We start from the raw sequence: 21,881 nt of genomic DNA on the forward strand, positions 1-21,881 counted from the left end.
GGTCACCGTTGCCCAGTCACGATGTCTCACTCTTCCAGTTCCATGTTGATCGCCAGCGAGCGGATTTCCTTCACCAACACGTTGAAGGATTCCGGCATGCCAGCGACCATCTCGTGCTCACCATCGACGATGTTCTTGTACATCTGGTTGCGGCCCTGCACGTCGTCGGACTTTACTGTCAGCATTTCCTGCAGGGTGTAGGCCGCGCCGTAGGCTTCCAGCGCCCAGACTTCCATCTCACCAAAGCGCTGCCCACCGAACTGGGCCTTGCCGCCCAGCGGCTGCTGAGTGACTAGCGAGTACGGGCCAGTCGAGCGGGCATGCATCTTGTCGTCGACCAAGTGGTTCAACTTCAGATAGTGCATGTAGCCGACCGTGGTCTTGCGATCGAACGCTTCGCCGGTGCGACCGTCATACAACTGGGTCTGCCCGCTCTGCGGCAAGTCGGCCAGTTCCAGCATGCGCTTGATTTCCGCTTCGCTGGCGCCGTCGAACACCGGGGTAGCCATCGGCACGCCATCGATAAGATTCTTGCCCAGGTTGAGCAGTTCCTCATCGCTGAACTGCGACAGATCCACACGCTGTGCATTGATCGCGCTGTCGTGGTTGTAAATGTCGTCCAGAAACTTGCGCAGTTCGCTGACCGCGGCCTGGGCTTCCAGCATGTGCTGGATCTTGCGACCCAGGCCTTTGGCGGCCCAGCCCAGATGAACTTCCAGAATCTGTCCGATGTTCATACGCGACGGCACGCCAAGTGGGTTGAGCACGATGTCGACCGGCTCGCCGGTGGCCATGTAAGGCATGTCCTCGACCGGCACGACATTGGAGACCACACCCTTGTTGCCGTGGCGGCCTGCCATCTTGTCGCCCGGCTGGATGCGGCGCTTCACTGCCAGGAACACCTTGACCATCTTCAGCACGCCCGGTGCGAGGTCGTCACCCTGGGTAATCTTGCCGCGCTTGTCGGCAAAGCGTACTTCGAATTCCTTCTCGTGCGCCTGGATCTGCTTCTGCGCGCGCTCGATGGCATCGGCAGCGTCTTCGTCCTTCATGCGCAGCTGGAACCAATCGGACTTCTTCAGGCCGTCCAGATACGCGTCGGTGACGTTGTCGCCCTTCTTCAGGTTCGGACCGCCATTGGCGACCTTGCCCACGATCTGCGAGCGCAGACGTGCGTAGATGGCTGCTTCAAGGATGCGGAACTGGTCGTCGAAGTCCTTCTTGACGCGCTTGATTTCGGATTCTTCAATCTGACGCGCACGCTTGTCCTTCTCGATGCCGTCTCGGGTGAAGACCTGCACGTCGATGACGGTGCCGTCCATGCCTGGGGGAACACGCAGCGAGCTGTCCTTCACGTCTGACGCCTTCTCACCGAAGATCGCACGCAGCAGCTTTTCTTCCGGCGTCAGCTGGCTTTCGCCCTTCGGCGTGACCTTGCCGACCATGATGTCGCCGGCGCGCACTTCCGCACCGATGTACACCACGCCACTTTCGTCCAGACGGTTCAAGGCCTGCTCGGACACATTCGGGATGTCGGCGGAAATTTCCTCCGGCCCCAGCTTAGTGTCGCGTGCAACACAGGTCAGTTCTTCGATGTGGATCGTGGTGTAACGATCTTCTTCCACCACGCGCTCGGAAAGCAGGATAGAGTCTTCGAAGTTGTAGCCATTCCAGGGCATAAACGCGATCAGCATGTTCTGACCCAACGCCAGCTCACCGATGTCGGTGGACGGGCCGTCGGCCAGCACGTCGCCGCGCGCGATCACGTCACCCACGTTTACCAGCGGACGCTGGTTGATGCAGGTATTCTGGTTGGAACGGGTGTACTTGATCAGGTTGTAGATATCCACGCCGGCATCGGTACCGCCGCCGATTTCTGCCTCGTTGACCTTAACGACGATGCGGGCCGCGTCGATCTGCTCGATCACGCCACCACGTAGGGCATTCACGGTCACGCCCGAGTCGCGCGCAACTGCACGTTCGATACCCGTACCCACCAACGGCTTCTGCGAACGCAGTGTCGGCACGGCCTGGCGCTGCATGTTGGCGCCCATCAGTGCGCGGTTCGCGTCATCGTGCTCAAGAAACGGCACCAGCGCGGCTGCTACCGACACGGTCTGCATCGGCGAGACGTCCATGAAGTGCACTTCGGCCGGCGGCTTCAGCAACGACTCGCCCTGGAACCGGCACGGCACGAACTGCTCGGTGAGCATGTTCTTGACGTCGGTCAGCGCGTTCGCCTGGGCGATCACGTACTCGTTTTCTTCGATCGCCGACAGGTATTCGACGTCGTCGGAGACTTTGCCGTCCAGTACCTTACGATAAGGCGTTTCAAGGAAGCCGTACTGGTTAGTGCGGGCGAACACGGCCAGCGAGTTGATCAGGCCGATGTTCGGGCCTTCCGGGGTTTCGATGGTGCAGACGCGGCCGTAATGGGTCGGATGCACATCACGCACTTCGAAGCCGGCGCGCTCGCGGGTCAGGCCGCCCGGGCCCAGTGCGGAGACGCGACGCTTGTGCGTCACTTCCGACAGCGGGTTGTTCTGGTCCATGAACTGCGACAGCTGCGAAGAGCCGAAGAATTCCTTGATCGCGGCAGCGACCGGCTTGGCGTTGATCAGTTCCTGCGGCGTCAGACCTTCCGACTCCGCCATCGACAGGCGCTCTTTGACCGCGCGCTCGACGCGAACCAAGCCCACGCGAAACACGTTTTCGGCCATTTCGCCGACCGAACGCACGCGACGGTTGCCGAGGTGATCGATGTCATCGACCACACCGCGACCATTGCGGATTTCCGTGAGCACCTTGATCACTTCCAGAATGTCTGAGGTGTCGGTGTGCTCGGCGACCAGACGTTTGGACTCTTCGTCGTTACGCTCGGCAAAGTACTTCTTGTCGTAGAGCACCGACTCGCCGAGCACTGCCTTGCGGCCGACGCGACGGTTGAACTTCATCCGGCCAACCGTTGACAGGTCGTAGCGCTCGAAGGTGAAGAACAGGTTGTGGAACAGGTTCTGTGCGGCTTCCTTGGTCGGCGGCTCGCCCGGACGCATCATGCGGTAGATCTCGACCAGCGCTTCTAGCTGCGTCTTAGTCGGATCGATACGCAGGGTATTGGAAAGGTACGGACCACGATCCAGATCGTTCACCCACAAGGTGCCGACCGCATCGACGCCGGCTTTGCGGAACGCAGCCAGTTGGTCTTCGCTGATCTCGTCATTGGCATTGGCCAGCAGTTCGCCGGTCGAACCATCGACCACGTCGTGTGACAGGATGCGGCCGACCAGATAATCGTCCGGCACCGCCAGCGCGGCGACACCGGCGGCTTCGAGCTGCTTGACGTGACGCGCAGTGATGCGCTTTCCGGCTTCCACGATGACCTTGTCGCCATCGGCCAGGTCGAAATTAAGCGTTTCACCACGCAGACGCTCCGGCACCAGCTCCAACTGCACGCCTTCGTCCGGGTTGATGTGGAAGGTGTTGATCTCGAAGAACTCTGCCAACATCTCTTCGTTGCTGTACCCAAGCGCGCGCAACAGGATCGACACCGGCAGCTTGCGACGACGGTCGATACGGGTGAACAACGCATCCTTCGGATCGAACTCAAAGTCCAACCAGGAACCGCGGTACGGAATGATCCGGGCGCTATACAGCAGCTTGCCCGAGCTGTGGGTCTTGCCACGGTCGTGGTCGAAGAACACACCCGGCGAACGGTGCAGCTGCGAGACGATCACGCGCTCGGTGCCGTTGACGATGAAGGTGCCATTACCGGTCATCAGCGGAATTTCGCCGAGATAGACCTCCTGTTCCTTCACGTACTTGATTGCCTTGGTCGACGACTCGCGATCGTAGATCACCAACCGCACGGTCACGCGCAGCGGCGCGCCATAGCTCATGCCACGCTGACGGCATTCACGCTCGTCAAACACAGGCTGACCCAACTTGTAACCAACGTACTCCAGCGCAGCATTGCCGCTGTAGCTGGAAATCGGGAACACCGACTTCAGAGCAGCATGCAGACCGAGGTCCTTGCGCTTGGTCGGCTCCACGTCTTCCTGCAGAAACTCACGGTAGGAATCCACCTGGATGGCAAGCAGGAATGGCACTTCGAGAATCGAGCGCTGCTTACCGAAGTCCTTGCGGATACGCTTTTTTTCGGTGAACGAATAAGACGTCATGAAGTCTTCACCCTAGGCTGCGGGGGCCACATCGCGGCGGCCCTGAAATAACAAAATTGTCAGTTGGAAGTCGCTGGTATTGCCGGCACCAGCACGCCTTCTCCCGCTACTTCCAACTACCAACTCGGTGAGGCCGGGAATCGGGGAAGCACGCAAGCTTGCATTTGCGATTCTCCAATCCCGATTCTCGTCGGAAACGGCGAAGGCCGGGAGCTCTACGCCCCCAGCCTTCAGTGCATCACCATGAAACGCTGGCGATACAATGTGTTACTTACTTGACTTCGACAGTCGCGCCGGCTTCGGTCAGTTCCTTCTTGATCTTCTCGGCTTCGTCCTTCGAAGCGCCTTCTTTCAGGATGCCACCGGCTTCGGTCAAATCCTTGGCTTCCTTCAGGCCCAGGCCGGTCACGGCACGGACCGCCTTAATGACGCCGACCTTGTTGAGGCCACAGTTAACCAGCACGACGTTGAATTCGGTCTGCTCTTCAACCACGGCGGCCGGGCCAGCTGCTGCTGCTGCGACCGGAGCAGCGGCGGAGACACCGAACTTTTCTTCGATGGCCTTGACCAGCTCCATCACTTCCATCAAGGACTTTTCGGCGATGGCGTCGACGATCTGTTCGTTGGTAAGGGACATTTGATTACCTTTAAATGATTTTCTGGAATGGGGTTCTAGCGAACGCTAGGACATCAAGCTTGGGCAGTCTCGGCGACCGGCGCGGCGACTTCATCGCCACCACCCTGCTTGTCGCCAACAGCCTTGACGGCACGGGCGAACATTGCAGCCGGTTCGGACAGCACGCGTGCAAGCATGGCCAGGGCCTGGTCACGGGTCGGCAGCGATGCCAACACGTCGACGTGACCAGCCGGGAACAGTTCCCCGCCGATGGACACGACCTTGGCCTGCAGCTTGTCGTTGCTCTTGGCAAATTCCTTGATCAGGCGACCGGCTGCGCCGGGCTCCTCCATCGAAAACGCATACAGCAAAGGACCGACCAGCTTGTCAGCAGCGACAGCGAAATCAGTACCTTCAACGGCACGCGCAGCGAGGGTGTTCTTGACAACTTTCAAGAACACGCCAGTTTCGCGGGCCTGCTTGCGCATCGCGGTCATCTGGGAGACCGTGGTGCCAGCATATTCGGCGGCGATCAGGGAGTGAGCCTTGGCGGCGATGTCTGCCAGCTCGGCGACTACTTCTTGCTTCTGGGACAGATTGAGAGCCATTGCACTCCTCCGTTAAAGCCGTGAGTCAGGATCTGCAATTCGGGATTCGTCAAAAACCATGCCGCCGCTCTTGCCAATCCCCAATTCCGAATCTCCAATCTCCGGCTTCAAACTACTCCGCTCACGGCTCCTGCCGGTTGCGGTCCTAGGCAGCATCCATCCTGGGTGCTGGGAACATCGACCGATGTTCCATTGGTGGCCGTTCTAGACCTGGAGTGGGCTCGATCCGGGATGCCCCAGACGCGCGTAAACCAGAAAACTCCAGAAGGGCGACACCATCTACGCCGGCCGGTTCGAGACGAACCAATTAAGCAATCCCGCTGCATCGACGGCGACTCCATGCCAATGCGAGCATCCCTGCCCGTCGTCGATCTGCGCTGACCGCGCCTGCGGTCTTTGACGGCTACCGCCGGACACGCCGACGATCGCCTTCAAAATGCCCGTTACCCAAAAGCAGGGAACGGACTCCAGCACACGGTGAACCGGGCCGGAAAAAATGCAGTACCACATCATGTCGCGTCGAACCTTGCGGTCCGACGCGACAGATCACTTAAGCGACAGGCTCGACTGGTCTACCGTCACGCCCGGACCCATGGTCGAGCTGACTGAGACCTTCTGCAGGTAGGTGCCCTTGGAAGTGGCCGGCTTGGCCTTCAGCAAATCCAGCAGAAGCGCCTGCAAGTTCGACTTCAGCGATTCATCATCGAAGCTGGCCTTACCGATGGTGCAGTGGATGATGCCGGCCTTGTCGGTGCGGTAACGCACCTGACCCGACTTTGCGTTTTTGACCGCCTCACCCGGATTCGCCGACACGGTGCCGACCTTGGGGTTCGGCATCAGGCCGCGCGGACCCAGCAAGGTGCCGAGCTTACCAACGACGCGCATGGCGTCAGGGGTGGCGATGACTACATCGTAACTCAGGTCGCCTGCCTGCATCTTCTCGGCCAGATCGTCCATGCCCACAGCCTCGGCGCCTGCAGCCAAGGCTTCATCAGCCTTGGCGCCCGCCGGTGCGAATACTGCAACGCGCACGCTCTTGCCTGTACCGGCCGGCAGCACAGTCGAGCCGCGCACCTGCTGGTCGGACTTCTTGGCGTCCACGCCCAAGCGCACAGCAACGTCGATCGACTCGACAAACTTGACCTTGGTGACATTCTTTAGGATCTTGATTGCGTCTTCGAAGGCATAGGTCTTGCCCGGAACGACAGCCGCCGCAATGGCCTTAACGCGCTTGCTCTGTGCCATGTCTTAGCCCTCCACCGTCAAACCCATGCTGCGGGCAGTACCCGCAATCGTACGCACAGCCGCTTCCATCTCGGCAGCGGTCAGATCAGCCTCCTTCACCTTGACGATTTCCTCCAGCTGCTTGCGCGTCACTTTGCCTACCTTGTCAGTGTTGGGGCGCTTGGAGCCGGAAGCGATGCCTGCTGCCTTCTTGAGCAACACGCTGGCCGGGGTGCTCTTGATAATGAAGGTGAAGGTACGGTCGGAATAGGCGGTGATGATCACCGGCGTCGGCAGACCCGGCTCCAGCTTCTGCGTGGCGGCATTGAACGCCTTGCAGAACTCCATGATGTTCAGACCGCGCTGACCCAACGCAGGGCCGACCGGCGGCGCAGGATTGGCTTGGCCGGCCTTGACCTGTAAATTGATGTAGCCAACTACTTTCTTAGCCATTTCGATACTCTCCGGGTGCTAACGCCTTAACTGCAGGCTCCCCATCGGACCGGGAAATCACGTGTCCCGGCTTCACGTTTTTGACCACAAGCATATGGCCACCATGCGGCAGCCATTGTTTGCCGACGATTCACCAAATCAATCAGCCGTACACTGTAACAGTATTTGGTACGAGCGCCTAGGCGGCACCCGACCTAGGTCAGCCCTTCTCGACCTGACCGAATTCGAGCTCCACCGGCGTGGAACGGCCGAAGATGAGCACGGCAACCCGCAGCCGGCTCTTCTCGTAATTGACTTCTTCCACGACGCCATTGAAGTCGTTGAACGGACCATCCGTGACACGCACCATCTGACCTGGCTCGAACAACACCTTTGGACGCGGCTTCTCAACGCCGTCCTGCACACGCTGAAGAATCGCATCAGCCTCTTCATCACGAATCGGCAAAGGGCGATCAGCCGTGCCGCCAATAAAGCCCATCACCTTGGAAGTTTCCTTCACCAAGTGCCAGCTTTCATTGTCGATGCGCGGGATACCGGCATCTTCGTGCGTCTCGATCTCCACCAGCACATAGCCGGGGAAAAACTTGCGCTCAGACCGGCGCTTCTGGCCGGCACGCATTTCGATGACCTCTTCGGTCGGCACCAGGACATCGCCGAAACGGTCTTGCATTTCGGTTCGCACGATGCGGTCGCGCAATGACTGCGCAACGGATTTTTCGAAGCCTGAATAGGCGTGAACGACATACCAACGCTTCACTGCTTGATTCTCCTCACCGAGCCAGGAACCACTGCGTGAGCTTCTGGATGACAAAGTCGAAGCCGCCCAACAGCAAACTCAGAATGATCACAACAACAATCACGACCCAGGTGGTGCGGATGGCTTCCTGGCGCGTTGGCCAGACCACCTTGCGCAGCTCGAACCTGGATTCCGATATGAATTCGCGGGTTTCCAGGCCTTTGCCTGCCCCAAAAAATACAAACACACCCGCCACCAGCCCCATGATCACAGCCAACGCACGCAATTGCGGCGTCCAGACCCCGAGCTGGGTGGCGCGCTCAGGTGCAGAAAACCAGAACCAGACAAACAACCCCGCAACCACAAGGAGCGCGGAGATGACGTATTTCACGATATCAGCGCTGGCAGCAGACGCGCTTTTGGAAGGTTCGATTTTGCTATTCATCCGGCTCTAGTTACTGATCTGACCCGAATCGCTGGGCCGGAAAGAGGAGTGGCACGCCAGGAGGGACTCGAACCCCCAACCTGCGGTTTTGGAGACCGCTGCTCTGCCAATTGAGCTACTGGCGTATGTACTCGTTTACCGCAAACCCTGTTACAACGAAGGCGGACCGAGGTTCAGCCGGCCCGCCTTCGTTTGAATCCATCCGCCGGAAGGCGACTGGAAACAGTTCCTTTACTTAAGGATCTTTGCAACCACGCCGGCGCCGACGGTACGACCACCTTCACGAATCGCGAAACGCAGACCTTCGTCCATCGCAACCGGGTTGATCAGGGTCACGACCATCTTCACGTTGTCGCCCGGCATCACCATCTCCACGCCTTCCGGCAGCTTGCAAGCGCCAGTGATGTCGGTGGTGCGGAAGAAGAACTGCGGACGATAGCCATCGAAGAACGGGGTGTGACGCCCACCCTCATCCTTGGAAAGTACGTAGACTTCAGCTTCAAACTCGGTGTGCGGCTTGATCGAACCCGGCTTGCAAAGCACCTGCCCGCGCTCCAGGTCGTCACGCTTGGTGCCACGCAGCAGCAGACCGGCGTTGTCGCCCGCTTGACCCTGGTCCAGCAGCTTGCGGAACATTTCCACACCGGTGACCGTGGTCTTCTGCGTGGCGCGGATACCGACGATTTCGATTTCGTCGCCAACCTTGATGACGCCGCGCTCGATACGACCGGTCGCCACGGTGCCGCGACCAGAGATCGAGAATACGTCTTCGACCGGCATCAGGAACGGACGATCAACGTCGCGAGTCGGCTCCGGGATGAAGGTGTCGAGAGCATCGACAAGCTTCAAGATCGCCGGCACGCCGATTTCGCTCTGATCGCCATCCAATGCCAGACGCGCCGAACCGTGAATGATCGGAGTGTCGTCGCCTGGGAAGTCGTACTTGCTCAGCAGCTCACGCACTTCCATTTCGACCAGCTCAAGCAGCTCGGCGTCGTCGACCATGTCTGCCTTGTTCAGGAACACGACGATGTGCGGCACACCGACCTGGCGCGAAAGCAGGATGTGCTCACGGGTCTGCGGCATCGGGCCGTCAGCAGCCGAACAGACCAAAATCGCACCGTCCATCTGCGCCGCACCAGTGATCATGTTCTTGACGTAATCGGCATGACCGGGGCAGTCGACGTGCGCGTAGTGACGGTTCGGCGATTCGTATTCGACGTGTGCGGTCGAAATCGTGATGCCGCGCGCCTTCTCTTCCGGCGCCGCGTCGATCGCGTCGTATGCCTTGAACTCACCACCGAAACGCTCGGCACCGATCTTGGTCAGCGCAGCGGTCAACGTGGTCTTGCCATGGTCAACGTGACCAATGGTGCCGACGTTCACGTGCGGCTTGGTGCGCTCGAATTTAGTTTTTGCCATGGGTGCGTGTCTCGGTAATCGTTTGGAGTTGAAGACGATTGGGCAATGGTGCTCACGAAAGGAATCGAACCTTCGACCTCCTCCTTACCAAGGAGGTGCTCTACCGACTGAGCTACGTGAGCGTAGTTCTGTATTATGACACGCATTTGCGTTCAATGGAGCGGGAGACGGGAATCGAACCCGCACCATCAGCTTGGAAGGCTGAGGTTCTACCGTTGAACTACTCCCGCGCCGGGAACTGCGTGATACAACGTAAAACTGGTGGAGGGAGGTGGATTCGAACCACCGAAGGCGTAAGCCAGCAGATTTACAGTCTGCCCCCGTTGGCCGCTTGGGTATCCCTCCAGCTTTCACTACCGGACCGGTGCGCAGTGACGCGAAATTCGGTTCAGGCTTGAAGCAGCCCGCTATCTTGCTGCGGGACACACGTAGTGTCAACAAGAATTTTCAGCCAATCGCCACCACTGAAGACGCGCTAGCGCAGGGACAACGCGCTACCGGTCAAACGTTGAAGCGGAAATGCAGCACATCGCCTTCATGGACGCGGTATTCCTTGCCTTCCAGACGTAGACGCCCCGCATCGCGCGCACCGGCTTCACCACGGTACTTGATGAAGTCATCGAAGCCGATCGTCTCGGCGCGAATGAAGCCTTTTTCGAAATCGGTGTGGATCACTGCCGCAGCCTGCGGCGCGGTGGAACCGGCCTTGATCGTCCATGCACGCACTTCCTTGACGCCTGCGGTGAAGTAGGTCTGCAGGCCAAGCAACCTGTAGGCAGCGCGAATGACGCGATTCAAGCCCGGCTCGTCCAGACCGAGATCGGCCAGGAAGCAGTCGCGGTCTTCGTCGTCGAGCTGGGACAGTTCTTGTTCGATCGCTGCCGAGACCGGCACCACTTCGGCACCTTCGGTTGCAGCGTGCGCGCGCACCGCGTCTAGATGCGGATTGTTTTCGAAGCCGTCCTCGAGCACATTGGCGATGTACATCACCGGCTTGAGCGTCAACAAGAACAGATCGCGCACCAGCGCCTTTTCTTCCTCATCCAGACCAGCCGCACGCCCTGCTTTGCCATCGGCCAGCGCAGCCTGCAACTTGGCCAGCACCGGCTTACGTGCTGCCGCTTCCTTGTCGCCGCCCTTCGCGCTGCGCTCGGCACGATTGAACGCCTTTTCAACGCTCTCCAGATCGGCCAGCGCCAACTCGGTATCGATGGTTTCGATATCGGCGATCGGGTCGATCTTGTTGTTAACATGGATGATGTCGTCGTTCTCGAAGCAACGCACCACGTGGGTGATCGCATCGACTTCGCGAATATGCGCAAGGAACTTGTTGCCCAGCCCTTCACCGCTCGCCGCACCGGCAACCAGACCGGCGATGTCGACGAACTCGACCGCAGTCGGGATCAACTTCTGCGGCTTGACGATTTCTGCCAGCTGATTGAGGCGCAGATCCGGCACCGGCACGATGCCGACGTTCGGCTCGATGGTGCAGAACGGGAAATTGGCCGCAGCGATGCCGGCCTTGGTCAGCGCATTGAACAGTGTCGACTTGCCGACGTTGGGCAGACCGACGATGCCGCATTTGATACTCATGGGTCACATCCGGGATTTGGGATTCGGGATTGGAGATTCGTCACGCCGCGCGGCTGCAAATCCCCACTCCCCAATCACGCATCCCTGTTTGTGTGCAGGCGCTTCATCGCTTCATTGAAATTGCCATCCATCGCCAGTGGCAGTACGTCAATAGCAGCGTCCACTGCAGCGCCGATCGCTGCATCGTCGTGGCGCCCTGCCCGCCCCAGCACCCAGGGCACGACGCGGTCCTTGTGGCCTGGATGACCGATGCCGACGCGCAAACGGTAAAATTTGCCGTGCCCGAGCAGGCCAATAGTGTCGCGCAAACCGTTTTGGCCCCCGTGACCACCGTCGAACTTGAGCCGCGCCGTACCAGGTGCCAGATCCAGTTCGTCGTGTGCGACGAGCAGCTGCTCCGGCTCGATCTTCCAGAACCGCAACGCAGCGGTAATCGATTTGCCACTGAGATTCATGAAGGTGGCCGGCTTGAGCAGCCAGACCCGCCGTCCCGCGATGTCGACCCTGGCGGTCTCTCCGAACAACTTGCCGTCCAACGCCCAGCGCGCGCCGCTGCGCTCGACAATGGCATCGACGAAACGAAACCCGGCGTTGTGCCGGGTTTGAGCGTGTTCCGGACCGGGATTCCCAAGTCCGACGATCAGGCCAAGTGCAGACATGCCAGTCACCGCAGCCGATCCCTCGCGCAATGCGAGAGATCGGCCAACGGATTACTTGGTTTCGGTGCCTTCGCTGCCTTCTTCACCGGCAGCGTCTTCTTCAATGCGCACGTGCTTGGCGGCGACCACAGCCACGTCGTGCTCCTTACCCAGCTTCAGCTCCGGAATTTCAACGCCGGCCGGCAGCTTGAGCTCGGACAAGTGGATCACATTACCCACTTCCAGGGCACCGAGGTCGACTTCGATGAACTCTGGCAGATCCTTCGGCAAGCAGACCACCTGAACTTCGTTGAGTTCGTGGGTAACAACCACGTCGCTCGACTTGCCAGCCGGCGAGGTCGCTTCATTGATGAAATGCAGCGGCACGGCGGCGCTGAGCGTCTCGTTAGCGCTGACGCGCTGGAAGTCGATGTGGATGATCAGCTGTTTGAACGGATGGCGCTGCATGTCACGCAGCAGCACCTGTTGCACGTCGCCATTGAGGTTCAGGTCGAGAATAGACGAGTAAAACCACTCGTTCTGCTGGGCAAGCCAGATCTGCTCGTGGTTGAGCTGGATGCTGACCGGTTCGAGTTCGCCACCGTAAACGATGGCCGGAATGACGCCAGCGCGACGTAGGCGGCGGCTCGCACCCTTCCCCTCGTTCGCGCGGCGCTCGACCTTGATTTCATGTGTCTTTACCATTGAATTTCACTACCTGTTTTGGAATACCGCCTCGCGGCGATGAAACGTCTCACCCGCGACCAGGAGAGACAGATTGCAGCGCCTGGGAGATCCAGACGCCGAATGCGGCATCAGTCGACGTAGAGCGAGCTGACCGACTCGCCGAAGGCGATACGGCGGATGGTCTCGGCTAGCAGCTCGGCCACGCTCAGCTGACGAATCTTGGCGCAGGTGCGCGCCGCTTCGTTCAGCGGAATCGTGTCGGTGACCACCAACTCGTCGAGCTGCGAATTGTTGATGTTGTCCACCGCCGGGCCGGACAGCACCGGGTGGGTAATGTAGGCCACGACTTTGAGGGCGCCGCGCTGCTTTAGCGCTGCAGCGGCAGCACATAAAGTGCCGGCGGTATCGACCAGATCGTCGACCAGCACGCAGGTCTTGCCCTGCACGTCGCCGATGATGTTCATTACCGTGGCGACGTTGGCGCGCGGACGGCGCTTGTCGATGATGGCCAGATCCGCATCGTCCAGGCGCTTGGCGACGGCGCGCGCGCGTACAACGCCACCCACGTCCGGCGAGACCACGATCAGGTTGTCGGTGCCATAGGCGCGCCAGATGTCGGCCAGCAACAGCGGCGAGGCGTAGACGTTGTCGACCGGCACATCGAAGAAGCCCTGAATCTGGTCTGCGTGCAGATCGACCGTCAACACGCGGTCAGCCTCCATTGCGCAAATCATCTTGGCGGCGACCTTGGCGGTGATCGGCACACGCGAGGAACGCATGCGGCGGTCCTGACGCGAATAACCGAAATACGGGATCACCGCAGTGACCGACGCGGCGCTGGCGCGCTTGAGCGCGTCGATCAGCACCAACAGCTCCATCAGATTCTCGGCGCTCGGCGCGCAGGTCGGCTGAATGACGAAGACTTCCTGCCGGCGCACGCTTTCTTCGATCTCGACCTGCACTTCGCCATCGGAAAAGCGCGTGACCAGCGCTTTGCCCATGCGAACGCCCAGCTCCTTGCAGATGCTCATGGCAAGCGGCTTGTTGGCATTGCCGGAGAACACCAGCAGATTACGTTGGTCTTGCATGGGATCTCTCGGGCGGCGGCTAAGAGCTGCGGGTCGATGGGTGGAGCGGGTTAAAGCCAAACCAATGCCGGGCTTTTTGTTCAATCCCCGCATACTGGATGTGCGGGGTCTTGCAGAAGGATCTGCATCTACAGATCTGCATCAAAAAACTGGCAGGGGCGGTAGGATTCGAACCTACGAATGCCAGGATCAAAACCTGGTGCCTTGGGCCTCTTGGCGACGCCCCTGCATCAAAACTTCATCGCTTCTAGTGTATCGAGCAATGGCGAGTGCGCTGCACCCTCCACCACCCACGCCCGCAGGCTATTCGGCAACTGCGCCAAGGCCTGCTCTGCAGCAGCGCGCGTGGCGAACTGGACGAAACACCCACTCCCTGACCCGGTCAAACGCGGCGTCCCGATCCGGGAAAGCGCCTGGAACACTGCCTCAACGGCAGGTTCGCGGCGCCTTAAGACCGGCTCGAACGCATTGTCGAGCAGGGAACCAGAAGCGAAGTCCGCTATTTTCACGGGCGCAGCATCCCGCGTCAATTCCTGTGATTGAAATAAGAACGGCGTAGGCACGTGAACGCCCGGATCGACCAGCACGTAGGCCGCCTCTGGAAGGGCCATCGGGGTCAGCTGTTCGCCCACCCCTTCAGCCCAAGCATTGCGACCGCGCACGAACACCGGCACGTCGGCACCCAGCCGCAGGCCCAGTTCGGCCAGTGCATCGACCGGCGAGCCCAAGCTCCATAAGGCATTGAGCGCGACCAGCACGGTGGCCGCGTTCGAAGACCCGCCGCCGAAGCCGCCGCCAGCGGGGATGCGTTTGTCGACCCGGATGTCAGCGCCGGCCTGACTACCGGTGCTGGATTGCAGCAGGCGCGCGGCGCGGATCACCAAGTCGTCGTCCTCGGCCACCCCGAGCAAACTGTCGCCAACGCGCCGGATCAGGCCGTCGCTGCGCAAACGAAGGTAAACGGTGTCCCCCCAGTCCAGCAGCCGGAACACGGTTTGCAGTAGGTGGTAGCCGTCGGCGCGGCGCCCGGTGATCTGCAGAAACAGATTGAGCTTGGCCGGCGCAGGCCACGCCGACCAGCTCGCTTGCGGTGCAGACATCAGGGCGAAACCGTCCATTGATCGACCAGCAGGCGCACCTTGGCGTCACCATTGCGGGCTTCGAGGCGCTGCGGCAGCTCCGGCTGACCGTCGTTGGCAGGCGACCAGGCGAGAAAATCGATGGTCCAGCCGTCTTGTTGCACGGTGCGCGGGCGGCCTGCGGCGTCCAGGTCGACACGCTCGGCGCCCGCGTCGGCGATCCGCAGCGCGCGAACCCAATCCGGCATCTGATTGACCGGGATGGTCCAGCCGGTTGCTTCCAGCAATATCTGCTCGGCGTCGGGGCCGCTGCGCGGACCGCCTTCCAGCCCCTCCAGGCGCCCGGCACCACTGGTGGTGTCGCCGGTGAGCACCCAGCTCTGCCTGGTCACCGGCGCGCTGAGTTGCACGCGGTAGCGCGGGCCGTCCTGCTGCCAGTCGATGTGGCCACTGCCGCCATTGCGGTCCTTGCTGATCGCCACCCGCCCCTGGAACGACCAGGTCGGGTGCGCCCGCAGCCATGCCTGGCGCGCGGTTTCGGCCTGACGGGCAATATCGAAGACCTGATCAACCGCCGCCGCACCGCCGCCCTGCCCGCGCGGCATGCTGACACAGGCGGATAGCCCAACGAGCACCAACCCGCTCAGGGCCAGTACCCGGATCGCGCTGTTCATAGGCCGAACTTTTTAGCGGCGCGTTGCAGCGCGCGGTTATCGGGATCGATGCGGCGCGCCTCATCGAAATAGCCCCGCGCCTCGTCCTGCTTGCCGCTGACCCACAGCACCTCGCCCACATGCGCGGCGATTTCCGGGTCCTTGACCAATGCCCAGGCGCGGCGCAGTTGCAGCAGTGCTTCTTTGGTGCGGCCCATGCGATACAGCACCCAGCCGTAGCTATCGACGATGGCCGGATTATCCGGGTCGGCGGTGCGGGCGCGGTCAATCAGCGCCAGCGCCTCCTCGTAGCGGGTGGTGCGATCGGCCAACGTGTAACCCAGCGCGTTGAGTGCCGCGACGTTTTCCGGCTCTGCAACCAGGATCTTGCGCAGATCGGCCTCGGCGCGCGCAACATCGTCGCGCCGCTCCCAGGCCAGCCCACGGGCATACAACAGTGCGCTGTCGTCAGGGTAGGCAGCCAGGCCACGCTCGAAGGCATCCAGTTCGCCCGGGGCATCGTCGGCGCGCTGATGCAGTTCGGCTTCGAGCACGTAGGCATCGCGACGCGCGTCGTCGTCAGCGCTGGCGTCGCTTTGCAATGCACGGGCTTCGGCAAGCGCTTCGGGCTTGCGGCCCAGTTCGTACAGCGCACCGGCGGCACGCAAGCGCGCTTCGCTCATCTGCGGGCCGCCAGGCACGCCGCGGTACCACTCCACGGCTTCGCCGTAGCGCTTGAGAAACTCGGCGATCTTGCCGAGCAGCAGACGGCGGTCCGGGTCAGGCTTGGTCGCGCTGCTGTTGAGCTCGCCGTACAGCGCCTCCAGCGCGGTGCGGTCCTTTTCCTTGGCAAGCATGGAGGCGCGCAACCCATAGGTCTGGGTGTCCTGGGGCCCGGTCGAAAGCACGTGCGCAGCGGCTTCGGTCTGGCCCATGGCGTCGTAGGCGAAGGCCAACGCGCCACGCAACTCGGAATCTTTCACCGCCTGCGGTTCGACATTCTTCAGCAGCGCCAGCGCTTCGTCGTTCTTGCCTTCCTGCTGCAGCTGGGTGGCATGCAACAGGGCGACGCGCGGTTCTTCGGGAAAGCGGCGCACCACTTCGTCGACGATGCGCTTGGCCAACGCCGGGCGCTCCATGCGCAGCGCGAGCCTGCCGAACTCCTGCCATGCCTCGATCTGGTTGGGGATGGCACCGGCCTTGACCACGTCTTCGAGCACGTCGGCCGAGGCTTCCGGCTCGCGCCCGCCGTTGGCCAAGGCGATCAGTGCGAAGCGCCAGCCGCGCTGACCGGGCTCCTTGAGCAGGCTAAGCAGATCGCGGCGGGCGGTGCGCAAATCGTTGCGGCGCAGGGCCAGCGAGGCCTCGGTGCTGCGCATGGCCATCGACGACGGCGCGCGAGCACGCCACAACGCCATAGCTTCGATGGCACGCGGGTCGTCGTTTGCCAGCATGGCAATGCGGGCGGCACGTTCGGCCAGCCCGGCGTCGCCGGCTTCGGCCTTGGCGGCGTCCAGATAGGCGCGGGCGGCAGCGTCCAACTGCCCGGCCTGCAGGGCGAATTCGCCAGCGAGCACGGGTTCCAGCGACGTGGTGCCGGCGCTGCCGAGGGACGGAGCAGGCAGTGCTTTTGGGGGTGCTGCGATGGCACTGGCGGAGACTGCTACCAGCAAAGGAACACTCAGGATGCGAATCGATACAGGCATCTGGGGCAACCGGGCCGTAAAATGGGGCCCTGAATGGCCGCCAGCTTATCGCAAGCAACTGAACAATGACGTTGTGGGTGCTCGGACTGAATCACCAGACCGCACCTGTGGACCTGCGCGAACGCGTGGCGTTCGCAGGTGACGCGTTGCCGCGCGCGCTTGAATCATTGCGTGCGCTGCCACAGGTGAGCGAGGCCGCGCTGCTGTCCACCTGCAACCGCACCGAACTGTATGCCATGGCCGATGACCCGCACAGCCTGGTGATCTGGCTGGATACGCATGCGCCTGGATTGAGCGGTTATCTGTATCAGCACCAGGAGGCCGAGGCGGTGCGCCACCTGTTCCGCGTTGCCACGGGGCTGGATTCGATGGTGCTGGGCGAGCCGCAGATTCTAGGTCAAGTGAAAGATGCCTGGGCCGTGGCGCGTGCGCATGGCGCGCTGGGCAGTGGACTGGACCGATTGTTCCAGCAGACATTCTCGGTAGCCAAGCGTGCACGTACCGACACCCGCGTCGGCGCCAATCCGGTCTCGGTGGCGTCCACCGCAGTGCGACTGGCGCAGGAATCCTTCACCCGGCTTAACGAATCCACAGTGCTGCTGATCGGCGCCGGCGAGACTATCGAGCTGGCCGCCAAACATTTGAGCGAAGGCCGCGTGCGCTGTTTGCTGTTCGCCAATCGCACGCTCGCGCATGCGCAGACACTGGCCAACCAACACGGTGGCTATGCATTGCCGCTGACCGATCTGGAACGCCATCTTGCCGAGGCCGACGTGGTGTTCTCGGCCACCGCTGCGCGCGAGCCGATTGTGACCCGGATGCAGATGGTGCAGGCGCTGCGTGCGCGCAAACGCAAGCCGATGCTGTTGTTCGATCTGGCAGTGCCACGCGATATCGAGGCCTCGGTGGCCGAACTGAGCGACGCTTACCTGTACACGGTGGACGATCTGGAACGTGCGGTCGAAGACAACCGCCGAGGCCGCCGTGAGGCGGCCGACCAAGCCGAGGCGATCATCGACCTGCAGGTGGCGCGCTATGTCGAAACCTTGCAGGCCAACGCGCGCCAGGCGCCGCTCAAGCGGCTACGCGCGTTCGGCGACAGTACCCGCGACGAACTGCTGGCCAAAGCCCGCCAGCAACTACATAGCGGCAAACCGGCCGACGAAGTACTTGAACAACTGGCGCATGCGCTGACCAACCGGTTGCTGCATCCGCCGACCGCCGCCCTGCGCGATGCGGCGCTCCACAACGACCTGGAATTGACCAACGCGGCCGACCGGCTATTCCCTGCAAAACCGGGTTACCAACATCCCCCTGTAGCTACACCGATTGTGAGGACTGATGACGCCGACCCTGCGCCGTAAGCTCGAAGCGCTGGCCGAGCGCCGCGAAGAATTGCAGCACTTGCTCTCCGACCCCGACGTGGTCAACAACAACCACAAGTTCCGCACGTTGTCGCGCGAACTGTCGCAGCTGGAGCCGGTAGCCGTGGCACTGGAAGACGAAGCACGCGCCAAGGCCGATCTGAGCGCGGCCGACGCCATGCGCAATGACCCGGAAATGCGCGAGCTGGCAGAAGAAGAGATCGCCGCCGCACAGGCGCGTCTGGAAGAACTCGATACACAACTGGCACTGCTACTGGTGCCACGTGACCCGCGCGACGACGGCAACCTGTTTCTGGAAGTGCGCGCCGGCACCGGTGGCGACGAAGCAGCAATCTTCGCCGGCGATCTGTTTCGCATGTACGCGCGCTACGCCGAGCGCCAGGGCTGGAAGGTGGAAATCGAATCCGACAGCCCCGGCGAGCACGGCGGCTACAAGGAAGTCGTTGCGCGGGTGGTCGGGCGCGGCGCGTACTCGCGGCTGAAGTTCGAGTCCGGCACCCACCGCGTGCAGCGCGTGCCGGCGACCGAATCGCAGGGCCGTATCCATACCTCGGCGGCCACCGTGGCGATCATTCCCGAAGCCGAAGATGTGGAAGAGATCGTGATCAATCCAGCCGATCTGAAAGTCGACACGTTCCGCTCGTCCGGCGCTGGTGGTCAGCACGTCAACAAGACCGAGTCGGCGATCCGTATCACGCATGTACCGAGTGGCGTGGTGGTGGAATGCCAAACCGAGCGCAGCCAGCATGCCAATCGCGACAAGGCGATGAAGAGGCTAAAGGCGCAATTGGTGGAAGCCGAACGCAGCAAGGCCGCCGCCGCCGAAGCGCAGACGCGCAAACTGCAGGTGGGCAGCGGCGACCGCAGTCAGCGCATCCGCACCTATAACTTCCCGCAGGGCCGCATCACCGACCACCGTGTCGAAGGTCTTACGCTGTACGACCTGCCCAATATCATCGAAGGCGATCTGGATGCCTTGATCGCGAGGCTGCTGCACGAGCATCAGGCCGACGAACTGGCGCGGTTGAGCGATAGCCCGTGAGTGCGCAGGTCCCGCGCGAGCTGTTGCAGCTGCGCGAGGCAGTGCGACGGCAACCCGGCGATTTTGTGGCCTGGTTGATGCTGGCTGATGCCGAGTTGGGCATGGGCGCGATTGCTGCCGGCCAAGCTGCGGTGCAACGCGCACTGGTGTTGCATCCGGGTCATCCGGAAGCGGTCGCACGGCTGGGTCGGGTGCGCTGGGCGCAGCAGCGGCATGCCGAAGCGGCTTCGTTGTTGCAGCAGGCATCCAATCTGGTGCCGCACCATCCGGGTATTGCGTTGTGGCTTGGGCATGCCTTGGAAGACGCAGGCCAAGCAGAAGAGGCGGCAGCCGCATATACACGCGCGCATCAGTTGCTGCCCGACGAGCCGTACATCGCTGCGCAGTTGCTCAACTGGCGACGCCGTCTGTGCAACTGGCGCGGGCTGGATGCGCTCTCCACGCAGGTGCGCGCTGCGGTGACGCAAGACGCTGCGGCTGTGGAGCCGTTCGCCTTCTTGAGCGAAGACGCCACTGCCGCCGAACAACTGGCCTGTGCACGGACGCGTGCGCAGGCGATCGCCTCGGTTCTCCGCCCGCTTTGGCCAACAACAGTGCGCCGCCAGGGTGCATTGCGAATCGGCTTCGTCTCCAATGGCTTCGGTGCGCATCCCACCGGCTTGCTGACGGTAGCGCTATTGGAAGCGCTGCAACGGCGTCGGCCGGAATTACAACTGCATCTGTTTGCGACCAGCCATGACGATCGCAGCGAGATTCGTACGCGCCTGGCGCAAGCCACGACCTTGCACGATGTCACCGCGCTGGGGCATCTGGCCACTGCGCACCACATCCGCGATCAGGGCATCGATCTATTGTTCGATCTGCGGGGCTGGGGCGGTGGCGGGCGTCCGGAAGTGTTTGCGTTACGGCCGGCGCCAGTGCAGGTGAACTAGCTGGCGTATCCGGGCACTTCGGGTGCGCCGTGGATAGACTATGTGCTGGGCGATGGGTTCGCGTTGCCACTGTCGTTGGAGCCGTTTTACAGCGAAAGGGTACTGCGCTTGAGCCGTGCGTTCCAGCCGTCGGATACCTCGCGCGTGGTTGCCGAACCACCGTCGCGCGTCGAATGCGGCTTGTCTGAGCACGGTGTGGTGCTGTGCTGCTTCAACAATAGTTACAAGCTCAATCCACGCAGCATGACGCGCATGCTGGCGGTGTTGCGCGCAGTGCCGGACAGCGTGCTGTGGTTGTTGTCAGGGCCGGGTCAGGCCGATGCGCGGTTGCACGCGGCGGCGCAGGCGCAGGGCGTGGAGGCGCAGCGGTTGGTGTTCATGCCGACGTTGCCACACCCGCAGTATCTGGCGCGCTATCGGCATGCGGATCTATTTTTGGATACGCATCCGTACAACGCGCATACCACGGCATCGGATGCGCTGTGGGCGGGGTGTCCGGTGTTGACGACGCCAGGTGAAGCGTTTGCTGCGCGGGTGGCTGGGAGTTTGAATCACCATCTGGGGTTGGATGAGATGAATGTCGCTGATGACGTTGCGTTTGTTGCCAAGGCGGTGGAGGTGGCGGGTAATCCGCGGGCGTTGGTTGCGTTGCGTTGTGGGAGCGGGTGGCGGAGCGTCGGCGCGAGTCGGGGTTGTTCGATATGGATGGGTTTGCGGATGATTTGGCGGAGTTGGCGGGTGGGGTGGCGCGGAAGCTATGGTTGGTTGGGAGATTAGCAGTGGACTTGTTGCACCGACGGTTTCACGCCGTTGTGCTGTACCCGATCGTCCAGGCTCGCTAGGCTGGCGGTATGCCTTCCAATCTCGACTTCATTCCCTTGCGACTGTGCGTGCTGACGGTGTCCGACAGCCGTACGCTGGCCGATGATCGTTCCGGCGATTATCTGGTCCAGGCCCTCGCCCACGAAGGTCATGTGCTGCACGAGCGTGCGCTGTGTCCGGACGATCGTTACCGCATGCGGGCGATCGTTTCGGGCTGGATTGCCGATACGCAGGTCAACGGCATCCTGATAACGGGCGGAACTGGCTTCACTGGCCGCGACAGCACGCCGGAGGCAATCACGCCGTTGCTGGACAAGACCATGCCCGGCTTCGGCGAATTGTTCCGCGCCATCAGTGTGGAAGAAATCGGCACCTCATCGCTGCAATCGCGTGCATTTGCGGGACTGGCCAATCACAGCTTTGTATTCTGCCTGCCCGGCTCCACGCCGGCCTGCCGCACAGCGTGGGAAAAGATCGTGCGTGCGCAATTGGATGCACGCACCAAGCCCTGCAATCTGGCGACATTGCGTCCACGCCTGGGCGAATAGCCTGCGCGTTCCATCGCTGTCGGAAC

General features: G+C 61.7%; 18 protein-coding genes, 5 tRNA genes and 1 pseudogene. 4 read left to right on the plus strand and 20 right to left on the minus strand.

Annotated elements, in window-relative coordinates:
- Positions 1-26: 26 nt before the first annotated feature.
- The 20 genes from rpoB to J5I97_RS15675 all read right to left on the minus strand — a co-directional run bounded on the left by rpoB (position 27) and on the right by J5I97_RS15675 (position 17,126).
- Positions 27-4,178: a DNA-directed RNA polymerase subunit beta gene (rpoB, locus tag J5I97_RS15580; protein WP_208587482.1), complete on the minus strand. Its 4,152-nt coding sequence runs from the start codon at positions 4,176-4,178 to the stop codon at positions 27-29.
- Positions 4,179-4,449: 271 nt separating this feature from the next.
- Positions 4,450-4,815 (minus strand): 50S ribosomal protein L7/L12, encoded by a 366-nt coding sequence (gene rplL, locus J5I97_RS15585; protein WP_208587484.1) that lies wholly within the window; start codon positions 4,813-4,815, stop codon positions 4,450-4,452.
- A gap of 53 nt (positions 4,816-4,868) precedes the next feature.
- Complete coding sequence (rplJ, locus tag J5I97_RS15590) at positions 4,869-5,402, minus strand: 50S ribosomal protein L10 (RefSeq protein ID WP_208587485.1); 534 nt, start codon at positions 5,400-5,402, stop codon at positions 4,869-4,871.
- A gap of 546 nt (positions 5,403-5,948) precedes the next feature.
- Positions 5,949-6,647: a 50S ribosomal protein L1 gene (rplA, locus tag J5I97_RS15595; protein ID WP_208587487.1), complete on the minus strand. Its 699-nt coding sequence runs from the start codon at positions 6,645-6,647 to the stop codon at positions 5,949-5,951.
- Between the two features lie 3 nt (positions 6,648-6,650).
- Positions 6,651-7,079 carry a 50S ribosomal protein L11 gene (gene rplK / locus J5I97_RS15600; protein ID WP_002811722.1) on the minus strand — a complete coding sequence of 143 codons (429 nt, stop codon included), beginning with the start codon at positions 7,077-7,079 and terminating at the stop codon, positions 6,651-6,653.
- Positions 7,080-7,278: 199 nt separating this feature from the next.
- Entirely contained in the window at positions 7,279-7,836 is a 558-nt protein-coding gene (gene nusG, locus J5I97_RS15605; RefSeq protein ID WP_208587488.1) for a transcription termination/antitermination protein NusG, read from the minus strand.
- Between the two features lie 13 nt (positions 7,837-7,849).
- Positions 7,850-8,260 (minus strand): preprotein translocase subunit SecE, encoded by a 411-nt coding sequence (secE, locus tag J5I97_RS15610; RefSeq protein WP_208587489.1) that lies wholly within the window; start codon positions 8,258-8,260, stop codon positions 7,850-7,852.
- A gap of 49 nt (positions 8,261-8,309) precedes the next feature.
- Positions 8,310-8,385, minus strand: a tRNA-Trp gene (locus tag J5I97_RS15615).
- 106 nt (positions 8,386-8,491) lie between these two features.
- Positions 8,492-9,682 carry an elongation factor Tu gene (gene tuf / locus J5I97_RS15620; RefSeq protein ID WP_002811703.1) on the minus strand — a complete coding sequence of 397 codons (1,191 nt, stop codon included), beginning with the start codon at positions 9,680-9,682 and terminating at the stop codon, positions 8,492-8,494.
- 46 nt (positions 9,683-9,728) lie between these two features.
- Positions 9,729-9,804, minus strand: a tRNA-Thr gene (locus J5I97_RS15625).
- A gap of 34 nt (positions 9,805-9,838) precedes the next feature.
- Positions 9,839-9,912: transfer RNA gene (locus tag J5I97_RS15630), tRNA-Gly, on the minus strand.
- A 29-nt stretch (positions 9,913-9,941) separates the two neighbouring features.
- Positions 9,942-10,027 (minus strand) — tRNA-Tyr (locus J5I97_RS15635).
- 156 nt (positions 10,028-10,183) lie between these two features.
- Positions 10,184-11,275 (minus strand): redox-regulated ATPase YchF, encoded by a 1,092-nt coding sequence (ychF, locus tag J5I97_RS15640; protein ID WP_208587490.1) that lies wholly within the window; start codon positions 11,273-11,275, stop codon positions 10,184-10,186.
- Positions 11,276-11,349: 74 nt separating this feature from the next.
- Positions 11,350-11,934: an aminoacyl-tRNA hydrolase gene (pth, locus tag J5I97_RS15645; protein ID WP_208587491.1), complete on the minus strand. Its 585-nt coding sequence runs from the start codon at positions 11,932-11,934 to the stop codon at positions 11,350-11,352.
- A 51-nt stretch (positions 11,935-11,985) separates the two neighbouring features.
- Complete coding sequence (locus tag J5I97_RS15650; RefSeq protein WP_208587492.1) at positions 11,986-12,618, minus strand: 50S ribosomal protein L25/general stress protein Ctc; 633 nt, start codon at positions 12,616-12,618, stop codon at positions 11,986-11,988.
- Positions 12,619-12,728: 110 nt separating this feature from the next.
- Complete coding sequence (locus J5I97_RS15655; protein ID WP_208587493.1) at positions 12,729-13,688, minus strand: ribose-phosphate diphosphokinase; 960 nt, start codon at positions 13,686-13,688, stop codon at positions 12,729-12,731.
- A gap of 150 nt (positions 13,689-13,838) precedes the next feature.
- A tRNA-Gln gene (locus J5I97_RS15660) sits at positions 13,839-13,915 on the minus strand.
- A 3-nt stretch (positions 13,916-13,918) separates the two neighbouring features.
- Complete coding sequence (ispE, locus tag J5I97_RS15665; RefSeq protein WP_208587494.1) at positions 13,919-14,806, minus strand: 4-(cytidine 5'-diphospho)-2-C-methyl-D-erythritol kinase; 888 nt, start codon at positions 14,804-14,806, stop codon at positions 13,919-13,921.
- The gene (gene lolB / locus J5I97_RS15670) at positions 14,788-15,441 is read right to left on the minus strand and encodes a lipoprotein insertase outer membrane protein LolB (RefSeq protein WP_208587496.1); all 654 of its coding nucleotides are present in this window, start codon (positions 15,439-15,441) and stop codon (positions 14,788-14,790) included. Before lolB ends, ispE begins: the two co-directional genes overlap by 19 nt.
- The gene (locus J5I97_RS15675; protein WP_208587498.1) at positions 15,438-17,126 is read right to left on the minus strand and encodes a tetratricopeptide repeat protein; all 1,689 of its coding nucleotides are present in this window, start codon (positions 17,124-17,126) and stop codon (positions 15,438-15,440) included. The genes lolB and J5I97_RS15675 overlap by 4 nt, the downstream gene beginning before the upstream one ends.
- Before the next feature lie 65 nt (positions 17,127-17,191).
- Here J5I97_RS15675 and hemA point away from each other — a divergent pair, with 65 nt between their 5' ends.
- From hemA to moaB, 4 genes and pseudogenes are all read left to right on the plus strand, one after another.
- Complete coding sequence (gene hemA / locus J5I97_RS15680) at positions 17,192-18,490, plus strand: glutamyl-tRNA reductase (RefSeq protein WP_208587500.1); 1,299 nt, start codon at positions 17,192-17,194, stop codon at positions 18,488-18,490.
- Positions 18,468-19,553 carry a peptide chain release factor 1 gene (gene prfA, locus J5I97_RS15685; RefSeq protein ID WP_208587502.1) on the plus strand — a complete coding sequence of 362 codons (1,086 nt, stop codon included), beginning with the start codon at positions 18,468-18,470 and terminating at the stop codon, positions 19,551-19,553. The genes hemA and prfA overlap by 23 nt, the downstream gene beginning before the upstream one ends.
- A pseudogene (locus J5I97_RS15690) lies at positions 19,550-21,262 on the plus strand (tetratricopeptide repeat protein). Before prfA ends, J5I97_RS15690 begins: the two are co-directional and overlap by 4 nt.
- A 74-nt stretch (positions 21,263-21,336) precedes the next feature.
- Positions 21,337-21,855 carry a molybdenum cofactor biosynthesis protein B gene (moaB, locus tag J5I97_RS15695; RefSeq protein WP_208587504.1) on the plus strand — a complete coding sequence of 173 codons (519 nt, stop codon included), beginning with the start codon at positions 21,337-21,339 and terminating at the stop codon, positions 21,853-21,855.
- Positions 21,856-21,881 lie beyond the last annotated feature (26 nt).

The sequence above is a fragment of the Xanthomonas fragariae genome (assembly GCF_017603965.1).
Classification (GTDB): domain Bacteria; phylum Pseudomonadota; class Gammaproteobacteria; order Xanthomonadales; family Xanthomonadaceae; genus Xanthomonas; species Xanthomonas fragariae_A.